We start from the raw sequence: 18,183 nt of genomic DNA on the forward strand, positions 1-18,183 counted from the left end.
CAGGTTGAAGAAGTCATGCACGGTCGCCATAGAGAAACCGTTGCGGAACTGCTGCCTATTGCCAGCCAGGCCAAGAGCCACCAAGGTCGACGTGACTGAGGTGCCCATGTTGGCGCCGAAGAGCATCGGGATAGCGATCTCCAGTGGCAGACCACCGGCGATCATGCCCACCACGATCGAGGTGGTGGTAGAAGAGGACTGGATGATCGCGGTGGTGACAATACCGATGGCAAGACCGACGAATGGGTTCTCCGCAAACGAGAACAGTTCCTTAGCCTGGTCGCCGGCGGCCAGCTTGAAGCCATCGCCGATCATGCCGACACCGTTGAGCAGGATCCAGACGCCGAGGAAAACGGCGATCCAGTTGACTACCTGCTTTGCGGTGCCTTCGAAGGGGAGGAAGCTCAATGGGTCATTGTTCTGATCTTCAACATCACGGTCCTCCTCGGCCGTGGTGGCCGCGGGGCGTTCGTGCTCACCAGCGATATCCCGGGTGAGTTCCTTATTGCTCATAAGATCCCTCTTGAAACTGACAGGAGTATTGTGCGCGCGTCAGGCTATCCCAAGGATCTTGACAGCAAAGTAACGGAAAATGAACGCTGTGTGAACTGCCTTTTGTGGCAGGAAATTAAGGTGTATCAGGAACCGCGCACGCCACGCTGACCAGGGAAGACCACTGCTTCGCAGTGACTGGCGCAACACGGGCCGGACGGTGCCAGCCAGTCCATGTTGTGAAAGGCAGCTTGCGGGATTCAAGCAACGCAACGATCGCGCCGGGCTTATCGGCGTCACCTGCAGCCGCGACTACCGGAGTCCTGCTCACCGGGAGCGCAGTGTTGGCGCGGAGGAAATCATAAGTGGCAGCTGCGCCGCTGCCATTGCCCAGAACGACGAGCTCGCCAGTGGCGTCGTCGGCGACGATCACGGTGTCGTAATAGTGGGTGAGTTCGCCGAGAGAAACGCTGTTTTTGCCTGCCCCGACGCGAAGGTTGCCGAAGAGGCGGAGGCGAGGGACGAGGCTCCTGTCGTGGTCACTGCGTTCGGTCGACCCGAAGCGGATCAGGCAGGTGGGGGCAGGAGATTGACTGAACAGGTCGACGAAATAGTCGCCCATGCAGATGAGAAGGTCCGAGGTCTCAATGGCTGCGGGGCCGTGGCCGATAACGGCGACACGGTGAGCGGCGTGCGTCATTGTGTGTTCCCTTCTCTTTCAAGATTCTGCATAGACTGCTTGGTCTGTAACGATAGTCACGATTCGCAAGTCGTCAAGGCTGAATCGACATTTACATTCAGTCTTTAGTGCAGTGTAGCGCCAAAAAGCGCTGAAGTTCTATGGATTAGACCGAGCGGTATGTGTAGCGTGCCACTTAACGAAATTGAGTACGGAACGTACTAGACAGAGTGGTACGCAAAAGCAGTTTAAGGAGGCGGCATGACCGCACCAACCACCACGCGGAAGCGGCCGGCCCGCAAGCCCAAGCCGGAAGGCCAGTGGAAGATCGACGGCAAAGCGCCGCTCAACCACGATGAGGAACTCAAGCAGGTTGAGCCGGTGCTTGAGGTCAAGCAGCGGGTGATTGATACCTACTCCAAGCAGGGCTTTGCCTCCATTCCCAATGAGGACCTGTACCCGCGCTTCAAGTGGCTCGGGCTGTACACCCAGCGCAAGCAGAACCTTGGCGGCGAGCACACCGGCAAGGACAATCTTGAGCTTCAGGATGAGTTCTTCATGGCACGCGTGCGTTTCGATGGCGGCCAGTGCTCCACCGAACAAGCCCGCGCAGTGGGAGAGATCTCCCGCGATTACTGCCGCTCCACCGCGGACCTGACCGACCGTCAAAACATTCAGCTGCACTGGGTCGGCATTGAGGATGTCCCGGCGATCTGGGAAAAGCTCGAATCCGTCGGCCTGAACACATGGGATGCCTGCGGCGATGTGCCGCGCGTGATCATGGGATCCCCGGTCGCGGGCATTGCAAAGGACGAGATTATCGATGCCACCCCGGCTATTGAGAAGATCAAGAATGAATACGTTCTGCGCGAGGAATTCCAGAACCTGCCACGCAAATTCAAGTCCGCGATCTCGGGCAATGCCCGCCAGGACGTGATTCATGAGATCAATGACATCGCGTTCATTGGTGTGGAACACCCGGAGCTCGGCCCCGGCTTTGAGCTCTTCGTCGGCGGTGGCTTGTCCACGAACCCGATGCTGGCGCAGTCGCTTGGCGCATTCGTCACTCTCGAGGAGGTGCCGGAGGTCTGGGCTGCAGTCGTGCGCATCTTCCGCGATTACGGTTACCGCCGCCTGCGCAACCGTGCACGTTTGAAATTCTTGGTGGCACAGTGGGGCGTCGCTAAGTTCCGCCAGGTGCTTGAAGAGGAGTACTTGGGCTACAAGCTCCCGGACGGACCACGTGCGCCGATGAACCTCATCGACCGCGACCACGTCGGCGTGCACGAGCAGAAGGACGGCAAGGTCTACCTCGGCGTGAAGCCGACAATGGGCCACCTGACGGGTGAGCAACTCATCGCTATCGCTGACCTGGCGGAATCCTATGGGCTGACCCGCCTGCGCCTGACGTCGTTCAAGGAGATCCTGTTCCTCGACGTCAATCCCGAAAAGGTTGACGCCCTCGCCGCTGACCTGCAGGAGATGGGCATGTACTCCAAACCGAGCGAATTCCGCCGCGGCATGCTCACCTGCACGGGCCTGGAGTACTGCAAGCTCGCGCACACCACCACCAAGGCAAAGGGCATCGAGCTTGTCGACGAACTCGAGGACCGCTTCGGCGACATCGATTCCCCCATCACCATCACCTTGAATGGCTGCCCAAATTCGTGTGCTCGCACGCAGGTCTCCGACATGGGCTTCAAGGGCCAGATGGTGGACGACGGCCATGGCAACAAGGTCGAAGGCTTCCAGGTCCACCTCGGCGGCACTGTTACGCGTGAAACCCCGAATGGTGAGAAAGAAGCCAATTTCGGTCGCAAGATCCGCGGTCACAAGGTTCTGTCGTCTGAGTTGGGGGATTACGTGAGCCGGGTGGTGGCAAATTACGTCGATAAGCGAAAGGAAGGCGAAATCTTCCGCGACTGGGTGCTGCGCGCCGACGAGGAGGACCTGAAGTGAGATTTCGGCGCGAACCGAACGCGAACCGGAATTTTCCCACGCACTGCCCGTACTGCGCAGGCGAGGGATTATTCCCGGATGAGACGAGTGATTTCGCATGGAAATGTACCGAGTGCCTCCGTATCTTCGAGGTGAAGTTCTACGGGCAAGACGCCCCGGAACATGCCCCGGCGCAGGCGAAATCCACTGAACAAGCTATCCAGGATTCGCTCGCGCGCCACGGGCACGACGCGGTGTTGAGGAAGGAGAAATAATGGCCGATTTTTTATCGCGCGCACAAGCTGATGTGCGTGACCCTAAGATCAGCCCGGAAGGTCCGAAGGAAACCGAACCGCTTGATGCGGAGGTAGCTGCAGAGAACGCACGGCTTGTCGACGAATGGGCGGACAAGCTCTACGACGCCTCCGCGCAAGAGATCTTGCAGTGGGCCCACGAGCATGCCCCGGGCAAGATCGCGGTGACGCTGAGCATGGAAAACACCGTGCTGGCGGAGCTGGCCAAGGACTACCTGCCGGAAGCTGACTTCCTCTTCTTGGATACCGAGTACCACTTCCCGGAGACCCTCGAGGTAGCCGACAAGGTCGAGGAGCGCTACCCGGGCCAGAAGCTCGTGCGCGCCAAGGCGATCTTGTCGCGCGAGGAGCAGGACCGTGTGTACGGCCGTGCGCTGTACCGCACGAACCCGACCGCGTGCTGTCGCATGCGCAAGGTCGAGCCGCTGGCCGTGAACCTGTCCCCGTACGCGGGGTGGGTGACCGGGCTGCGCCGTGCGGATGGTCCGACGCGTGCGCAAGCACCAGCACTGTCGCTGGATGCGACCGGGCGACTGAAGATCTCGCCAATGATCACGTGGTCGCTGGAAGACACTGACGAATACATCGACAACAAGAACCTGATCATCCACCCCCTGACCAAGCAGGGCTACCCCTCCATTGGCTGCGCAACCTGCACGTTGCCAGTCGCGGAGGGTGAGGACCCGCGTGCGGGCCGGTGGGCGTTCAGCTCCAAGACAGAATGCGGGTTGCACCAATGAGCCAAACACTTTCACCCCACCTGCGGGATCTTGAGAATGAATCCATCCACATCATCCGCGAGGTCGCTGGGCAGTTCGACAAAATCGGCCTGCTGTTCTCCTCCGGCAAGGACTCGTGCGTGGTCTACGAGCTGGTCCGACGCGCCTTCGCGCCGGCTGCACCGCCGATTGAGCTTTTGCATGTGGACACCGGCCACAACTTCCCAGAGGTGATCGAATTCCGCGACAACCTCGTGGAAAAGACCGGCGCACGCCTTCGCGTCGCCCATGTCCAGGACTGGATTGACCGCGGCGACCTTGTTGAGCGCCCCGACGGCACCCGCAACCCGCTGCAGACCGTTCCGCTGGTGGAGACCATCGCGGAGGTCGGCTACGACGCTGTCCTGGGTGGTGCCCGCCGTGATGAAGAGCGCGCCCGCGCCAAGGAGCGTGTCTTCTCCGTCCGCGATTCCTTCGGCGGCTGGGACCCGCGCCGCCAGCGCCCTGAGCTGTGGGATCTGTACAACGGCGAGAAGCTGCCGGGTGAGAACATCCGCGTGTTCCCCATTTCCAACTGGACTGAGTCGGACGTGTGGGAATACATCGGCGCCCGCGAGATCGAGTTGCCGTCCATCTACTTCGCCCACGACCGTGAGGTATTCAATCGCGATGGCATGTGGCTCACCGCCGGCGACTGGGGCGGCCCGCGCGAAGGCGAAGAAGTAGAGACTCGCCGCGTGCGCTACCGCACCGTCGGCGACATGTCCTGCACCGGCGCTGTTGAATCCACCGCCACCAATATCGATGAGGTGCTCGCTGAGCTTGCCACCTCCACCCTGACCGAGCGCGGCGCCACCCGCGCCGACGACCGCTTGAGCGAGTCCGCCATGGAGGACCGCAAGAAGGAGGGCTACTTCTGATGACTGCCTCGAATGTGTTGGCCGATCGCGCCACATTGCGCCTGTGCACTGCCGGCTCGGTCGATGACGGTAAATCGACCTTTGTCGGCCGCCTCCTCCACGACACCAAGTCCGTGCTCGCCGACCAGATGGCCAGCGTTGAGCGCACCTCTGCCGACCGCGGTTTCGAGGGCCTTGACCTCTCCTTGCTCGTCGACGGCCTGCGCGCCGAACGTGAACAAGGCATCACCATCGATGTTGCCTACCGCTATTTCGCCACTGACAAGCGCACGTTCATCCTCGCGGACACACCTGGCCACGAGCAGTACACGCGCAACACGGTCACGGGCATGTCCACCTCCCAGGTGGTCGTTTTGCTTGTCGACGCCCGAAACGGCATCAAACCCCAAACCGTCCGCCACCTCACCGTGGCCAGCTTGCTCGGGGTGAAGACAGTGATCCTGGCTGTGAACAAGATCGACCTGGTGGATTACTCCGAAGAAGTCTTTGAGGGCATCCGCACCGAATTTGAGAAACGCGCAACCGCACTCGGTATTGCCGAGCCGCATGCCGTGCCGATCTCCGCGCTCAAGGGCGACAACGTGGTCGAGCGCTCCTCGGAAACCTCGTGGTACGAGGGCCCGAGCGTGCTTGAGCTGCTGGAAACCATCCCGGTCCACTCCGGCCGCGCGCTCGACCTGCCCTTCCGCTTCAATATCCAGTACGTCCTGCGCGAGCACGCCACCGACTACCGCGCGTATGCCGGCACCGTGAACGCCGGCACGATCAGCGTTGGCGACAGCGTCACCGCGCCGAACGGAAAGACGACCACCGTCACGCACATCGACAATGCTGATGGTCTTGACGGTGCGACCACTGCACAAGCTGGTGACGCGATTGCGCTGCGCCTAGCTGATGACATCGACCTGGCACGCGGTGACCTCCTCGCTGCAGCGCCGTACCCAGAGTCTGTCCGCGAATTCCACGGCACGATTGTCGGTCTGACGGAAAAGGACATCACTGCTGGTAAGGCAGTGAAACTGCGTTATGGGTCCTCGCTCGTCCGCGCACGCGTGGTCAGCGTCGACCGTGTCCTGGATATCGACGGCACACCCGAATCCAATTCCGATGACACCGCCCCGGAATCCCTCGGACTCAATGACATCGCGCACGTGACCATTCAGACCGCGCAGGAGCTGCCCATCGAGGACTATGCCGCGCGAGGCGCCGTGGGCAATTTCCTGCTCATCGACCAGGCCAGCGGAAACACGCTCGCCGCAGGGCTCGTGGGAACGCGATTGAGGTAAGCACATGGTGGAACAGACAGCACTGATCACGCTCTCGCACGGCTCGCGTCACCCCGATGCGCAGCCGGGAGTCAGCGAGCTCACCTGCGCGGTAGCGCGCCAGCTGGGGGTCACGGGAATCGACGCTCACCTCGAGTTCGACACCCCGGACCTCACCTCTGCTGCTCGTCAGCTCGCGCAGGAGGGTCATTCCCGCGCTGTGGTCGTGCCCACGCTGTTCACCCACGCTTTTCACGCCACCCACGACGTGCCTGAAGCGATCGCGGACGCTACCGCAGAAACTGGCCTGGAGCTGATCACCGCACAAGGTTTGGGCCAAGGCCGTGACATCGCGGAAGTGCTCGCCGCACGCGCGCTTAACGACGCCCCCCGCACCTCACACATCATCCTCTACCCCGTGGGTACCTCCAATGAGGAGGCGGCGGGGAAGACGGTTGAGCTGGGTCAGGACGTGGAAAAGCTCACTGGCATTTCTGTGACCACTGTTCCTGCGACTGGGCACGGTGAACTCGTCGGTGCTGATGGCCTTGCAGCTGTCGCCGATGAAAATGCCCATTTATTACCGCTATTTGTCACGAGGGGGTTGCTGCTGGACCGCGCCTGCCGAATGTGGCCCGGGTCCATCTCTGCGCCACTTGGCACGGACCTCGCGCACATCATCGCCGCGCGCTACCGCTGCGCGCTGACCCCCTCATACGCAAAGGCTTAACTCATGAACCGCATGGTCACGCTCATTCTCATTGCAGTAGCCGGTCTCGCTGGTCAGCTTGTCGACGGCGGCCTTGGCATGGGCTTCGGTGTCACCTCCACCACTATCCTGATCATGCTCGCCGGACTCGGTCCCGCGCAGGCATCCGCCGTCATTCACACCGCTGAACTGGGCACGACCTTGGTGTCCGGTCTGAGCCATTGGAAATTCGGCAACGTGGACTGGCGTACTGTCGTTGCGATCGGCATCCCAGGCGCGATCGGTGCTTTTGTCGGGGCGACGGTGCTGTCGAACCTGTCGACGGAAGCCGCCAAGCCGATCATGTCCTTCATCCTCGCCGCTATCGGTGCCAACTTGGTGTGGCGCTTCTCCCGCGGCATCGTCCGACGTCAGGTCGCTGAAAAGCCGCACTCCAAGAAATTCTTGGGCGGGCTAGGACTCTTCGGTGGTTTTGTCGACGCGACCGGTGGCGGTGGTTGGGGGCCGGTGACCACGTCGACCCTGCTGTCCGCAGGGCGTAGTGAGCCGCGCCGGATCGTCGGCACCGTGAATACCGCCGAGTTCCTCGTCACCTCCGCCGCGACCGCCGGCTTCATCATCGGGATGTGGCACGACCTCGTGGCCAACCTTGCTGCTGTGTTCGCTCTGCTCATCGGTGGTGTGATCGCCGCACCACTCGCCGCATGGCTGGTCACTCGCCTCAACCCGATTCTGCTCGGCGGGATCGTGGGCACCTTGATCGTGGTGTTGAACCTTCCGATCGTGCTCAGCGCTCTCGGTTTCGGCAGCGCGGCGCTGGTCGCAGTTCGCATCGCCGTGATCATCGTCGGTGCAGCACTTGCTTACCGTGGCTGGAAGCGAGCTAAGGCCAATTCCCGCGCCGCCGCTGAGAAGGAGGGGGCTAGTCCCGCCGACGAGGTTGTGACCACCGCTCCAGTTACCGCGAGCCGCTAAAGACAGAAGCCGGTGGGGGCGGGTTACACTGGGCCACATTCGTCCGCTAGCTGAAAGACCACACTGCCATGCTCGTTAGTGAAGCACTGTTTCTCCTGCTCTCGAACAAGTCTGACCACTTTGAGATCGGAGTGAGTCACCAGCGCGTAGCCCTCAACGGCGCTCTTCTTTGCGACCTCGTGGCCACCGACCTCGCCCGCATCGAGGGCGGTAAATCCCCAAAGGTCGTGGCCACCTCCGGTGCAGCGAAGCGTGCTTCTGCCCACCCAGCACTGGCACATGGTGTTTCCCGTCTGGAAGCAAAAAACGGCCAAACGGTCTACTCTGCACTGAACTCCCGCAAGTTCGCCGATAAGAATGCCCTCGCAGAGCGTCTCATTGAAGAAGGTGTGCTGGACAAGGAGCGCGCAAGCTTCCTCGGCTTGAAGTGGACCCGCTTCCCCGAAAAGGACGAGACAATCGAGGCCACCATGCGCGGCCGCTACCGTGACATCTTCCACGGCAAGGCAGAGCCCCGCGCCGAAGAAGCCATCGTGATTTTGCTGCTCAAGAACACTGGTGAGCTGCGCCGCGTCTTCCTCGAAGAGATCCAGGGCGTGCCCTTCGACGACGTGCGCGTCCGAGTCCGCGACATCGACCGCGCCGTCCTCGAAGGCGCCACCTTCGACTACGCCGAAGAGGTCAACCTAGTCCTCGAAGCAGTCGCACGGGCGGCCGCAGTCGAGGAAGAGTCCGCGTCCAGCTAGGGCCTACGGCACGCGGTGGGTCCAGGCTTCGGTGCCGAATTTTTCGTCGACAAGCTTCTCGGCTGCGGCGATATCAGCGTCTGACAATTCGCCGACCTCAGCCGGGTAGCGGGAGATGAAGGTATTTATCAGGGTCTCAATGACCTCCTGACGTGGCACACCGGTCTGGCGGCGCAGCGGGTCAACGCGTTTCTTGGCGGAGCGCACGCCCTTGTCGGCGAGCTTGACCTTGCCAACGCGCAGCACTTCCATCATCTTGTCGGCATTGATGTCGTAGCTCATGGTCGTGTGGTGCAGGAGCGCACCCGGTACACGCTTTTGAGCAGCGCCACCGATCTTGCCGCCGTCGGAGGTGATGTCGTTGATGGGCACGTACCAGGCATTCACACCCAGGGCCTGCAGGCCGGCGAGCACCCAGGTATCCAGGTACTGGTAGCTGTCCACGTAGCTCAGGCCAGCGACGATGTCCTCAGGCAGGTACATGGAATAGGTGACGCAGTTGCCACCCTCCATGAACATGGCGCCACCACCAGACATACGGCGGACCGGCACGATGTCGTGCTTCTTAATCCCCTCTGGGTCCAGCTCATTCTTGAAGGACTGGTAGGAGCCGAAGACAACAGCCTTGTCTTCCCATTCCCAGAAGCGCAGGATCGGGCCCCTGCGACCAGCAGCGACTTCCTCCAGCAGGTACTGATCCAGCGCCACATTCACCGGGGTCGGCAGGACGGGGGAGTGGATCACTGTCCAGTCATAATCCGTCAGGTCCTTCGCATCCAGCAGCGCACGGCGGGACACCACAGCGACATCGCGCGTGGAGAACCCGTGGAGGGATACGTCGGGGAGGTGGGACAGGGCGTCGTCGATACGCTTCTGCAGGTCGTCGGTGGATTCCGTGATGGAAGCGCCGACGAGTGCGCCGTTGATCGCGTCGTATGCTTCCTCCGGCTCGAGGAAAAAATCGCCCGAAATTTGGGCATCGGTGATGACGGATCCGTCGTCAGTAATGTCCGCGACGACCAGCTTGCCGCCGGAGACCTTCACTTCGAAATGGTGCTTCACTTCGCAAACTCCTCGACGATCGCCGTGTTGAATGCCGGCAGGTCAGCCGGGGTGCGCGAAGAAACAATTCGCTTATCCACGACGACCTCCTCATCCACCCACGTTGCCCCCGCATTCTTCAGGTCGGTCTTCAGCGACGGGAAGGACGTAACGGTGACACCGCTTAGAGCCTCTGCGTCGGTGAGGATCCACGCACCGTGGCAGATCGTGCCAACCGGCTTGCCTGCCTGGGTGAGCTCGCGGACGAATTTAACGGCTGCCTCATCCATGCGGATGTGGTCGGCATTGTCGGTGCCGCCCGGGAGGATCAGTGCGTCGAAATCTGCGGCATTCGCATCAGCCGTGGTCTGGTCGACGTCGACCTTAGCCCCCTTCTTGCCCTCGATGGTGCCTGCCTCAGGGGCGATAACAACTACCGTGGCGCCTGCCTCTGCGACAGCGTCACGTGGTTCCGTCAGCTCAGAATCCTCAAAACCATTCGTAGCGAGGATTGCGATCTTCTTGTTCTCTAATACTTGATTGCTCATGCCTCCCCAGCGTAAAGAAAAACGCCAACCCATAGGGCTGGCGTTCGCTCAGGGCTGACTAGTCCTGATTCTTTTCAAGCTCATCCTCGGCAATCGCGCGGGTCTTGCCTGGTGCGTCCATGCCTTCCTGGCTATCCGCGTCCGCGTCAGTCTTGCGCGGGACCTTGGTGGAGCCGAGCTTCCCGGCTTCCTCATCAAGCTGGGTCTGGCCCTTGCGAGTGCCCAGAGAACGCATGCGGTCACGCACCGCCAAGTACGCCTCACGGGAATCCAAAGTCTGGCTCTGTTGCGTAGCGATCTGGATGTCATCAGCAGTGATCTCACCGGTACGCAGCGAAACCATCTCCGCCCAGTAGCGCAGCCACACTGCTGCGACCGCGCAGACCGGCACCGCGAGGAATGCGCCAATGATGCCGAACAGGGTGCCGCCCACAGCCACACCAAGCAGCACGATCGCTGCGTGCAGACCCATCGAGCGGGACTGCAGAATCGGCTGCAGCACATTGCCCTCGATCTGCTGCACCAAGATGACCAGGCCGAGCACCAGCAGCGCCTTGGTCAGGCCACCCGAAACCAGTGCGACGATCACGGCGAGAGCACCCGCGGTGAACGCACCAATGATCGGGATGAAGCCACCGAAGAACGTGAATACCGCGAGCACCGGCGCCAGCGGAACGCCGAGAATTAGCAGGCCAAGACCAATGAACACCGCATCCACCAGCGACACAATCGCCTGCGTGCGAATGAATCCCGCCAGCGTATTCCAGGAGCGCATGAGCACCTCAGTCAGGTGCCAGCCGACCTTCACACCGGTGTACTTACGCAGCCACGGCAAGAAACGGTCGCCATCCTTGAGGAAGAAGAAGGACAGTACCAGCATCAGCGCGAGCGTTGTGCCTATCGACGCCGCCGCCCCGATACCCGTCGCCACCCCCGACGCGATACTCGAAGCCTGGCCACGAACGAACTCACCAGCCTGGTTCACTGCCTGCTCGATCTGGCTGACATCCACATCAAACGGCGCGGATGTCTCCACCCACGTCAGAATCTGCTGGATGCCTTCCTCTGCTTGGTGGTATAGCTCCACCGACTGCGTGCGGATCGTCGGTGCCATCGCTGCGAAGATCCCGCCGATCACACCAAAGAACGTGAGCAACACGATGAACACTGCCAGGGCTGCCGGCACCTTGTGGTTGCGCAGCCAGCGCACTGGCGGCCACAGCACCGTGCAGAAAATCAGCGCAAGCAACGTCGGCAGCACGCCGACCCAGATCCCGCCGATCAGCTTGAACAGGATCGCTGTGGCAATCACGATCACGATGAACCGCAGGGCCCATGCTGCTGCGGTACGCCCGTCGGAGGCGAGGATCTGGCCACGGTCGATTGGCTCATTCGACAGCGTCCGTGCTGCCTGCGCCGGAGTTGGCTCCGCACTAGGTGTTTCCACCGAGTCGAGGAGGGTGGTGGCGAAATCCTTCGCGCCATCTGTCTGTTTGTTATCAGTCACGAGCAAATATTGTGCCAGATATGCGTGAAAAGTAATACCGCTGTGCAGCAGATATGGGTCGCGGGGGCAGGTTTTGGTGGTTACTTGGGGCAGGTTTCTTAGGGCTGGTTAGTCGCGTTTGGTTCTTCCGCCACATCAGCAACAGTTGACCTGGGCTTTTGTGTAGTGCATTTCAAACGCGACTAACTGCTCGGATGGGGTTTGCTGCTTGGGCGAGAGAAATTTGGAATTTCCCTGACAAAACAATGTCCATTGCGTAGCATTTCCAGCAAAACTACGTTCCCTCCCGAAAGGAAAACCCGTCATGTCCCGTTTCATGCGTCGCGCCATCGCGGCTACCGCCCTGACCGCCGTCGTGACTGCCGGCACCGTTGCCCCGGCGAATGCGTGGGAGAACACCTACCAGACCTACGAAGAGGCAGGAAATAGTGAAGGCCTGTGCACCCTGGAATTCACTGCAGAAGAGCAGAAGCAGATCAATGGTGCGTACTCGCTCCTGTTCGAGACGGTGGCGGACCTGTCAGCAGAGCGCCTGAAGGATCGGGAAAGTGCGGATGTTTGGTACCCGTGGGCAAAGGAGAATCCGGACAAGGATCCTTTGGCGTGGCACCTCGGTACCAAATACAACGGCAAAGATGTTGGGGATGCGCAGCGCAAACTGGCAACTTTGAAAATTGGTCAGAATTCTGGCCCGTATCACATGGCTGGCAAGTTCTTGCAGCAGTCGCGCAAGCCGGTTCTGGCCGAGCGGACCCTGAAAATCACCCCTGCTGAAGCTGCTGAGATGAAGGGGTCAGGTGCTGTCCAGACGGGCGATCTTGTCGCGCCGGGCCTGTGGGGAATCATCAGTGGAAGCCTCAAGATCGGCGATGCTACCGACATGGCAAAGCAGGCCCTGAACAAGCTCGGCCCGCGTATTCAGCCGACCATTAAGAGCTACGAAGCTGCTCTGACCGCATGTGAGAACCGTGAAACCACCACGGGCAAGATCAAGAAGGGTTCCAGTCTGGATACCGATCAGTTCATCGGTCTTGTTGCCGGTGGCGTGCTCGGTGGACTCGCGCTGGTCGGTCTGATTGCAGTGGCGGTTGGGCCGCTGGTGAATGACTTCTTCACCAAGTTCTGGAAGAACGCAGGCGTTCTCCGCTAGAAGTAGGTGCCCCGCGGGGGTAGCGGAAAAAGATACAGCATGCGCTAGGTGTGTAAATGCCTAGCGCATGCTGTATTTTTCTGGGAAGTCATTTTTCCCTTGAACCCGAAAGGGCTGTCCCGTGAGTATTCGTCGCCTCGCTATTGCTGCAACCACGACCGTTGCAGTGGCCTCCACTATTGTTGCAGCACCGGCTGCCAATGCCTACACCGTTGACTACGACGCAACGACTGAAAAGTGCACGATCTCGTACACCGAGCGTGACCAGGAGCGAATCAACACGGCGTACAAGAACATCTACCTACTGCTGGCTGACCAGCTGATGAACACGCTGGGTCAGAAGGAGTCCACCGACAGGTACCCCCAGGAGCAGCGTAAGGCAGATGCGAAGCTGTACGGCGATTGGGCTAAGACTGCTGAGGATCCGAATGCGTGGGCTCCGGATCCGGAGATCAAGGAAGCTCAGAGCCGTATCTACTACCGCGAGCGCAAGAACTACAACATGTACATCGCGCTGCTCAAGGCATCGAAGGCGGACAAGATCACTGAGCGTGAAGAGGTCATCACCCCGGCCGAGGCGGAAAAGCGTGGCGAGGCACTCGGTCTCGACATCAAGGGCCTTGTCGGTGGCCTTGGTTTGACCGGTCTGCTCGGTGGCGCACTGGGTGGTTTCGATGACATCACCAATTCGGTGAAGGCCATGGTCAAGAACGATGTGCTCCAGGTCGCCGCGCCGGTTGTGGCATACACCGGTTCGCTGAGTGCCTGCGCGGAAGGCGAGAACAAGTCCAGCTCTGTCCCGGCAGGTTCGTCCCTGTCCCTGAAGGGTCTGGGTATTGCGATTGGTGCTGGCTTCGCGGGTCTGCTGATCCTCAGCGGCATCCTTGGTTTTGCACTGCGTCCGTTCGTGGACCAGTTCCTGGCTAAGAAGTAAACAATCTCGAAACAGCCCCGGTCCAGGCTCCGCTAAATGCGGGGTTAGGGTCGGGACTTTTGCTGGTTTTGGGCGCGGGGTTAACAACTAAAGGTCGGCGGTAACGGCGCAACTGAAAAGACCCATAGACCAGCGCGGATAAAGAAAGTTGAGTCAGTTGGGAACAACTTTGGGCGTTGGTGAGTTGTGTAGATTGAGTGAGTCAGGCTCAACCCTGTGAGACTGTGTCGCCATCCGGTGGTACAGTTGCTCCCGGAAGTTGAGTCAATGGCAGTCAACCTGCTCAAGCGGGACACTGACCAGGCTCAACTCGGTGAGACAAATGAACATCGGTGGGGAAGTAGCCACCGAAAATAAACCGAATTTTTGGAAGGACATGAATTATGGGACGCGCAGTAGGTATTGACCTCGGTACGACGAACTCTGTTGTTTCGGTACTTGAGGGTGGCGAGCCAGTAGTTATCGCCAACGCGGAGGGTGCACGCACCACTCCGTCAGTCGTGGCTTTTGCGAAGAACGGCGAGATCCTCGTCGGTCAGTCCGCTAAGAACCAGGCGGTGACCAATGTTGACCGCACGATCCGTTCCGTGAAGCGCCACATGGGCGAGAATGACTGGACGGTCGATATTGATGACAAGAAGTACACCCCGCAGGAGATCTCGGCACGCACGCTGATGAAGCTGAAGCGTGATGCGGAGGCTTACCTCGGTGATGAGGTCACCGATGCGGTTATTACTGTCCCGGCATACTTCGAGGACGCACAGCGTCAGGCCACCAAGGAGGCTGGCCAGATTGCAGGTCTGAACGTCCTGCGTATCGTCAACGAGCCGACGGCAGCTGCTCTTGCTTACGGTCTGGAGAAGGCTGATAACGAGCAGACGATTCTGGTCTTCGACTTGGGTGGCGGCACCTTCGACGTATCCCTGCTGGAGATCGGCGACGGTGTTGTTGAGGTGCTGGCTACCGCTGGTGACAACGAGCTGGGTGGCGATGACTGGGATCAGCGCATCGTCGACTGGCTGGTGGAAAAGTTCAAGTCGCAGCACGGCATTGACCTGACCAAGGACAAGATGGCGCTGCAGCGTCTGCGTGAGTCGGCAGAGAAGGCGAAGATCGAGCTGTCCTCCGCACAGCAGGCTTCGATCAACCTGCCGTACATCACGGTGGATTCCGACAAGAACCCGCTGTTCCTGGATGAGAGCCTGTCCCGTACTGAGTTCCAGAAGATCACCTCTGATCTGCTGGATCGCACGAAGCAGCCGTTCAACCAGGTGATCAAGGATGCTGGTCTTTCGGTCGGCGACATTGATCAGGTTGTGCTGGTTGGTGGTTCCACTCGTATGCCGGCTGTCTCTGACCTGGTCAAGGAGCTCACCAGCAAGGATCCGAACAAGTCCGTGAACCCGGATGAGGTCGTGGCGCTTGGTGCTGCTCTCCAGGCTGGTGTTCTGCGTGGCGACGTGAAGGACGTGCTGCTTCTCGACGTCACTCCGCTGTCCCTGGGTATTGAGACCAAGGGTGGTGTGATGACCAAGCTGATCGAGCGCAACACCACGATTCCGACGAAGCGTTCGGAGACCTTCACCACGGCTGAGGATAACCAGCCGAGCGTGCAGATCCAGGTCTTCCAGGGTGAGCGCGAGATGGCTGCGGCTAATAAGCTGCTCGGTTCCTTCGAGCTGGGCGGTATCGCACCGGCACCGCGTGGTGTTCCGCAGATTGAGGTCACCTTCGATATCGATGCCAACGGCATTGTCCACGTGACCGCGAAGGACAAGGGCACCGGTAAGGAGAACACGATCAAGATCCAGGAAGGCTCCGGTCTTTCCCAGGAGGAGATCGATCGCATGGTCAAGGATGCTGAGGCTCACGCAGACGAGGACAAGGCTCGTCGCGAGGAGCAGGAGACCCGCAACAATGCGGAGTCCATGGCATACCAGACCCGCAAGTTCCTGGACGAGAACTCTGAGAAGGTCTCTGAGGACATCAAGTCCAAGGTGACCGCTGCAGCTGATGAGGTCGATGAGGCGCTGAAGGGCGATGACCTGGATGCGGTTAAGGCGGCCGTCGAGAAGCTGACCAATGAGTCGCAGGAGATGGGTAAGGCGATCTACGAGGCTGATGCTAATGCTGGTGCTGCTCAGGCAGATGCCCCGGCTGACGACAATGTCGTGGATGCTGAGGTCGTCGATGAGGATGAGTCCAACAACTCCGACGAGAAATAAGGAGCTGTAAGTATGACCAACCCGAACGAGCAGATGCCCGACAACCCGGGTGATCCGGCGGCGACGGACGAGGAGTTCATTAGCCCTGACCAGTCGGAAACCTTGGCCCAGGAGGCCGCGGAATCTGAGGCGCTAGAGGCCGAGCTCGAGGACGCGTTGAAGGACGTGGAAGCCGAGATCGACCCGGACGCCGACGGTGACGGGGAGGTCTCCGAGGTAGAGGCGCAGCTCGCTGAGCGCACGGAGGATCTCCAGCGCGTCTCCGCTGAGTATGCGAATTACCGTCGTCGCACGGAGCGCGAGCGCTCACAGATCGCCAACGACGCGAAGGCCAAGGTGATCACGGAGCTGCTCCCGCTTATCGACGACTTGGAGCTCGCCCGCCAGCACGGCGACCTGGAGGACGGACCGCTGAAGGCGTTCTCTGACAATCTGCAGGCAGTGCTGCAGCGTCAGAAGACACAGGCTTTCGGTGCTGAAGGCGATGCCTTCGACCCGGAGATCCACGAAGCGGTGCAGGACCTCTCGCAGGGCGATGAGAAGGTCATCGGCACGGTGCTGCGCAAGGGCTACCGCGTGGGTGACCGCCTGATCCGCAACGCGATGGTGATCATCGCGGACCCGGAAGAGGACGCAGAGCCTGCTGGGTAAACCTCAGTAGCGTTTGCGGCCGAGGGAGGGAGCATTGTCCAACACATCGACGAGACTTCCTTCCCCGGCCGCGTTTTTCATAATTAGAAAATTTACTTAGAACAAACAACAAAACTTAGACAGAATTCAAGCAGGAAGGAGGAGGCGCCATGGCCATGCAACAGGAATGGGCGAACAAGGACTATTACGGCGATTTAGGTCTGTCCTCGTCAGCCTCCGCGGCCGAGATTAAGAAGGCATACCGCAAACTCGCCCGGGAGAATCACCCGGACTCCAACCCAGGCAATGCTGCCGCGGAGGAGAAATTCAAGCGGGTGGCTGAAGCGTATGACGTGCTCGGGGACGAGGCGAAGCGCAAGGAATACGATGAATTCAAGGCGATGATGAACTCCGGAGGCTTCATGCGCTTCGGAGGGAGAGGCGGGTCCGGCTTTCCGGGCGGGTTTCGCTCCTCGCAGGACGCGTCGGACTTCGGCTCAACCGGGTTCGAAGACTTCGGATTTGGACAGTCGTTTGGACAAGGCGGAGGATTTTCTTCGGAAGGCGGTCTTGGTGACATCTTCGGTGGCCTCTTTAACCGCGGCGGCGGCACTGGCAGGAGTGCTCGGCCGACGCGGGGGGCCGACGTCGAAACGCAAATAACGCTTGATTTCCGTGAGGCCGTCAAGGGAACGACGATCCCGATTGAGCTGACTGGTGATGCGCCGTGTACGGATTGCCACGGCTCTGGTTCGGCGACGGGCAAGACCACGACTTGTGGTGATTGCGGTGGTTCTGGTTTTGTCAGTGAGCAAAAGGGCGCGTTCGGGATGTCCCGTCCGTGTACCCGTTGTGGTGGTACGGGCCAGATCATTGAGGATCCGTGCAAGACGTGTTCGGGTTCGGGCACGGTGCGTCGGACGCGTTCGATCACGGTGCGCATCCCGGCTGGTGTGATCGACGGGCAGAAGGTCCGTTTGGCTGGTCAGGGTGAGGCTGGTCCGAATGGCACGCCTGCGGGCGACCTGTTTGTCAATGTCACGGTCCGCCCGGACAAGGTGTTCACCCGCAATGGGGATGATCTGGCGGTGACGGTTCCGGTGAGCTTCACGGAGCTGGCGCTCGGTGGTGCTGTGACGGTGCCAACGCTGGATAATCCGGTGAAGGTCAAGGTCCCGGCAGGTACGCCGAATGGTCGTACCTTGCGCGTGAAGGGTCGCGGAGTGCCGCGGAAATCTGGCACCGCGGGCGATTTGATGGTCACCGTTGAGGTGGAAGTGCCGAAGAATCTCGATGCGGCAGCGACAAGCGCGCTGCGCACCTATGCCCAGGCTGAGAAGGATTCGGGCTTCAACCCGCGCGCCGGCTGGGCAGGCACGAGCAGCTAGGGA

18 protein-coding genes are annotated in these 18,183 nt (G+C 60.4%); 13 read left to right on the forward strand and 5 right to left on the reverse strand.

The annotated features are described in order from the left end of the window. Together Q0X21_RS04830 and Q0X21_RS04835 are read right to left on the reverse strand one after the other, a co-directional pair. The coding region (locus Q0X21_RS04830) for a Na/Pi symporter (RefSeq protein ID WP_297850634.1) at window positions 1–513 on the reverse strand (513 nt) is incomplete at its 3' end. A 115-nt stretch (window positions 514–628) separates the two neighbouring features. Then, window positions 629–1,192 (reverse strand): hypothetical protein, encoded by a 564-nt coding sequence (locus Q0X21_RS04835; protein WP_297850635.1) that lies wholly within the window; start codon window positions 1,190–1,192, stop codon window positions 629–631. 240 nt (window positions 1,193–1,432) lie between these two features. Between Q0X21_RS04835 and Q0X21_RS04840 the strand changes: the two genes are divergently transcribed. The 8 genes from Q0X21_RS04840 to Q0X21_RS04875 all read left to right on the forward strand — a co-directional run bounded on the left by Q0X21_RS04840 (window position 1,433) and on the right by Q0X21_RS04875 (window position 8,757). Next, window positions 1,433–3,130: a nitrite/sulfite reductase gene (locus Q0X21_RS04840; RefSeq protein WP_297850636.1), complete on the forward strand. Its 1,698-nt coding sequence runs from the start codon at window positions 1,433–1,435 to the stop codon at window positions 3,128–3,130. Continuing rightward, window positions 3,127–3,384 (forward strand): hypothetical protein, encoded by a 258-nt coding sequence (locus tag Q0X21_RS04845; protein ID WP_297850637.1) that lies wholly within the window; start codon window positions 3,127–3,129, stop codon window positions 3,382–3,384. Before Q0X21_RS04840 ends, Q0X21_RS04845 begins: the two co-directional genes overlap by 4 nt. Then, a complete protein-coding gene (locus tag Q0X21_RS04850; protein ID WP_297850638.1) occupies window positions 3,384–4,163 on the forward strand; it encodes a phosphoadenylyl-sulfate reductase in 780 nt (259 codons plus the stop codon). Before Q0X21_RS04845 ends, Q0X21_RS04850 begins: the two co-directional genes overlap by 1 nt. After that, window positions 4,160–5,062 (forward strand): sulfate adenylyltransferase subunit CysD, encoded by a 903-nt coding sequence (gene cysD / locus Q0X21_RS04855; protein ID WP_297850639.1) that lies wholly within the window; start codon window positions 4,160–4,162, stop codon window positions 5,060–5,062. Before Q0X21_RS04850 ends, cysD begins: the two co-directional genes overlap by 4 nt. Then, window positions 5,062–6,348 (forward strand): sulfate adenylyltransferase subunit 1, encoded by a 1,287-nt coding sequence (locus Q0X21_RS04860; RefSeq protein WP_297850640.1) that lies wholly within the window; start codon window positions 5,062–5,064, stop codon window positions 6,346–6,348. The genes cysD and Q0X21_RS04860 overlap by 1 nt, the downstream gene beginning before the upstream one ends. Window positions 6,349–6,352: 4 nt before the next feature. Then, a complete protein-coding gene (locus tag Q0X21_RS04865) occupies window positions 6,353–7,057 on the forward strand; it encodes a sirohydrochlorin chelatase (protein WP_297850641.1) in 705 nt (234 codons plus the stop codon). Between the two features lie 12 nt (window positions 7,058–7,069). Next, a complete protein-coding gene (locus Q0X21_RS04870; RefSeq protein ID WP_297850685.1) occupies window positions 7,070–8,011 on the forward strand; it encodes a sulfite exporter TauE/SafE family protein in 942 nt (313 codons plus the stop codon). 68 nt (window positions 8,012–8,079) lie between these two features. Further along, a complete protein-coding gene (locus Q0X21_RS04875; RefSeq protein ID WP_297850642.1) occupies window positions 8,080–8,757 on the forward strand; it encodes a GPP34 family phosphoprotein in 678 nt (225 codons plus the stop codon). 3 nt (window positions 8,758–8,760) lie between these two features. On the opposite strand, the gene Q0X21_RS04880 is transcribed toward Q0X21_RS04875, so the two are convergent. The 3 genes from Q0X21_RS04880 to Q0X21_RS04890 are packed head-to-tail and all read right to left on the reverse strand — an operon-like array spanning window position 8,761 to window position 11,793. Beyond that, a complete protein-coding gene (locus Q0X21_RS04880; RefSeq protein ID WP_297850643.1) occupies window positions 8,761–9,819 on the reverse strand; it encodes a biotin/lipoate A/B protein ligase family protein in 1,059 nt (352 codons plus the stop codon). Further along, complete coding sequence (locus Q0X21_RS04885) at window positions 9,816–10,346, reverse strand: type 1 glutamine amidotransferase domain-containing protein (RefSeq protein ID WP_297850644.1); 531 nt, start codon at window positions 10,344–10,346, stop codon at window positions 9,816–9,818. The genes Q0X21_RS04880 and Q0X21_RS04885 overlap by 4 nt, the downstream gene beginning before the upstream one ends. A gap of 58 nt (window positions 10,347–10,404) precedes the next feature. Continuing rightward, window positions 10,405–11,793: an AI-2E family transporter gene (locus tag Q0X21_RS04890; protein ID WP_297850687.1), complete on the reverse strand. Its 1,389-nt coding sequence runs from the start codon at window positions 11,791–11,793 to the stop codon at window positions 10,405–10,407. A gap of 364 nt (window positions 11,794–12,157) precedes the next feature. Here Q0X21_RS04890 and Q0X21_RS04895 point away from each other — a divergent pair, with 364 nt between their 5' ends. From Q0X21_RS04895 to dnaJ, 5 genes are all read left to right on the forward strand, one after another. Further along, on the forward strand, window positions 12,158–13,003 hold the full coding sequence (locus tag Q0X21_RS04895) for a hypothetical protein (protein WP_297850645.1): 846 nt from the start codon (window positions 12,158–12,160) through the stop codon (window positions 13,001–13,003). Between the two features lie 121 nt (window positions 13,004–13,124). Then, the gene (locus Q0X21_RS04900; RefSeq protein WP_297850646.1) at window positions 13,125–13,937 is read left to right on the forward strand and encodes a hypothetical protein; all 813 of its coding nucleotides are present in this window, start codon (window positions 13,125–13,127) and stop codon (window positions 13,935–13,937) included. 383 nt (window positions 13,938–14,320) lie between these two features. Further along, on the forward strand, window positions 14,321–16,162 hold the full coding sequence (gene dnaK, locus Q0X21_RS04905) for a molecular chaperone DnaK (RefSeq protein ID WP_297850647.1): 1,842 nt from the start codon (window positions 14,321–14,323) through the stop codon (window positions 16,160–16,162). A gap of 12 nt (window positions 16,163–16,174) precedes the next feature. Next, window positions 16,175–16,813, forward strand: a complete 639-nt coding sequence (gene grpE / locus Q0X21_RS04910; RefSeq protein WP_297850648.1) for a nucleotide exchange factor GrpE — start codon at window positions 16,175–16,177, stop codon at window positions 16,811–16,813. A gap of 149 nt (window positions 16,814–16,962) precedes the next feature. Continuing rightward, window positions 16,963–18,180 (forward strand): molecular chaperone DnaJ, encoded by a 1,218-nt coding sequence (dnaJ, locus tag Q0X21_RS04915; RefSeq protein ID WP_297850649.1) that lies wholly within the window; start codon window positions 16,963–16,965, stop codon window positions 18,178–18,180. The last annotated feature ends 3 nt before the right edge of the window (window positions 18,181–18,183 follow it).

The sequence above is a fragment of the uncultured Corynebacterium sp. genome (assembly GCF_947253065.1).
In the GTDB taxonomy this organism is placed as follows: domain Bacteria; phylum Actinomycetota; class Actinomycetes; order Mycobacteriales; family Mycobacteriaceae; genus Corynebacterium.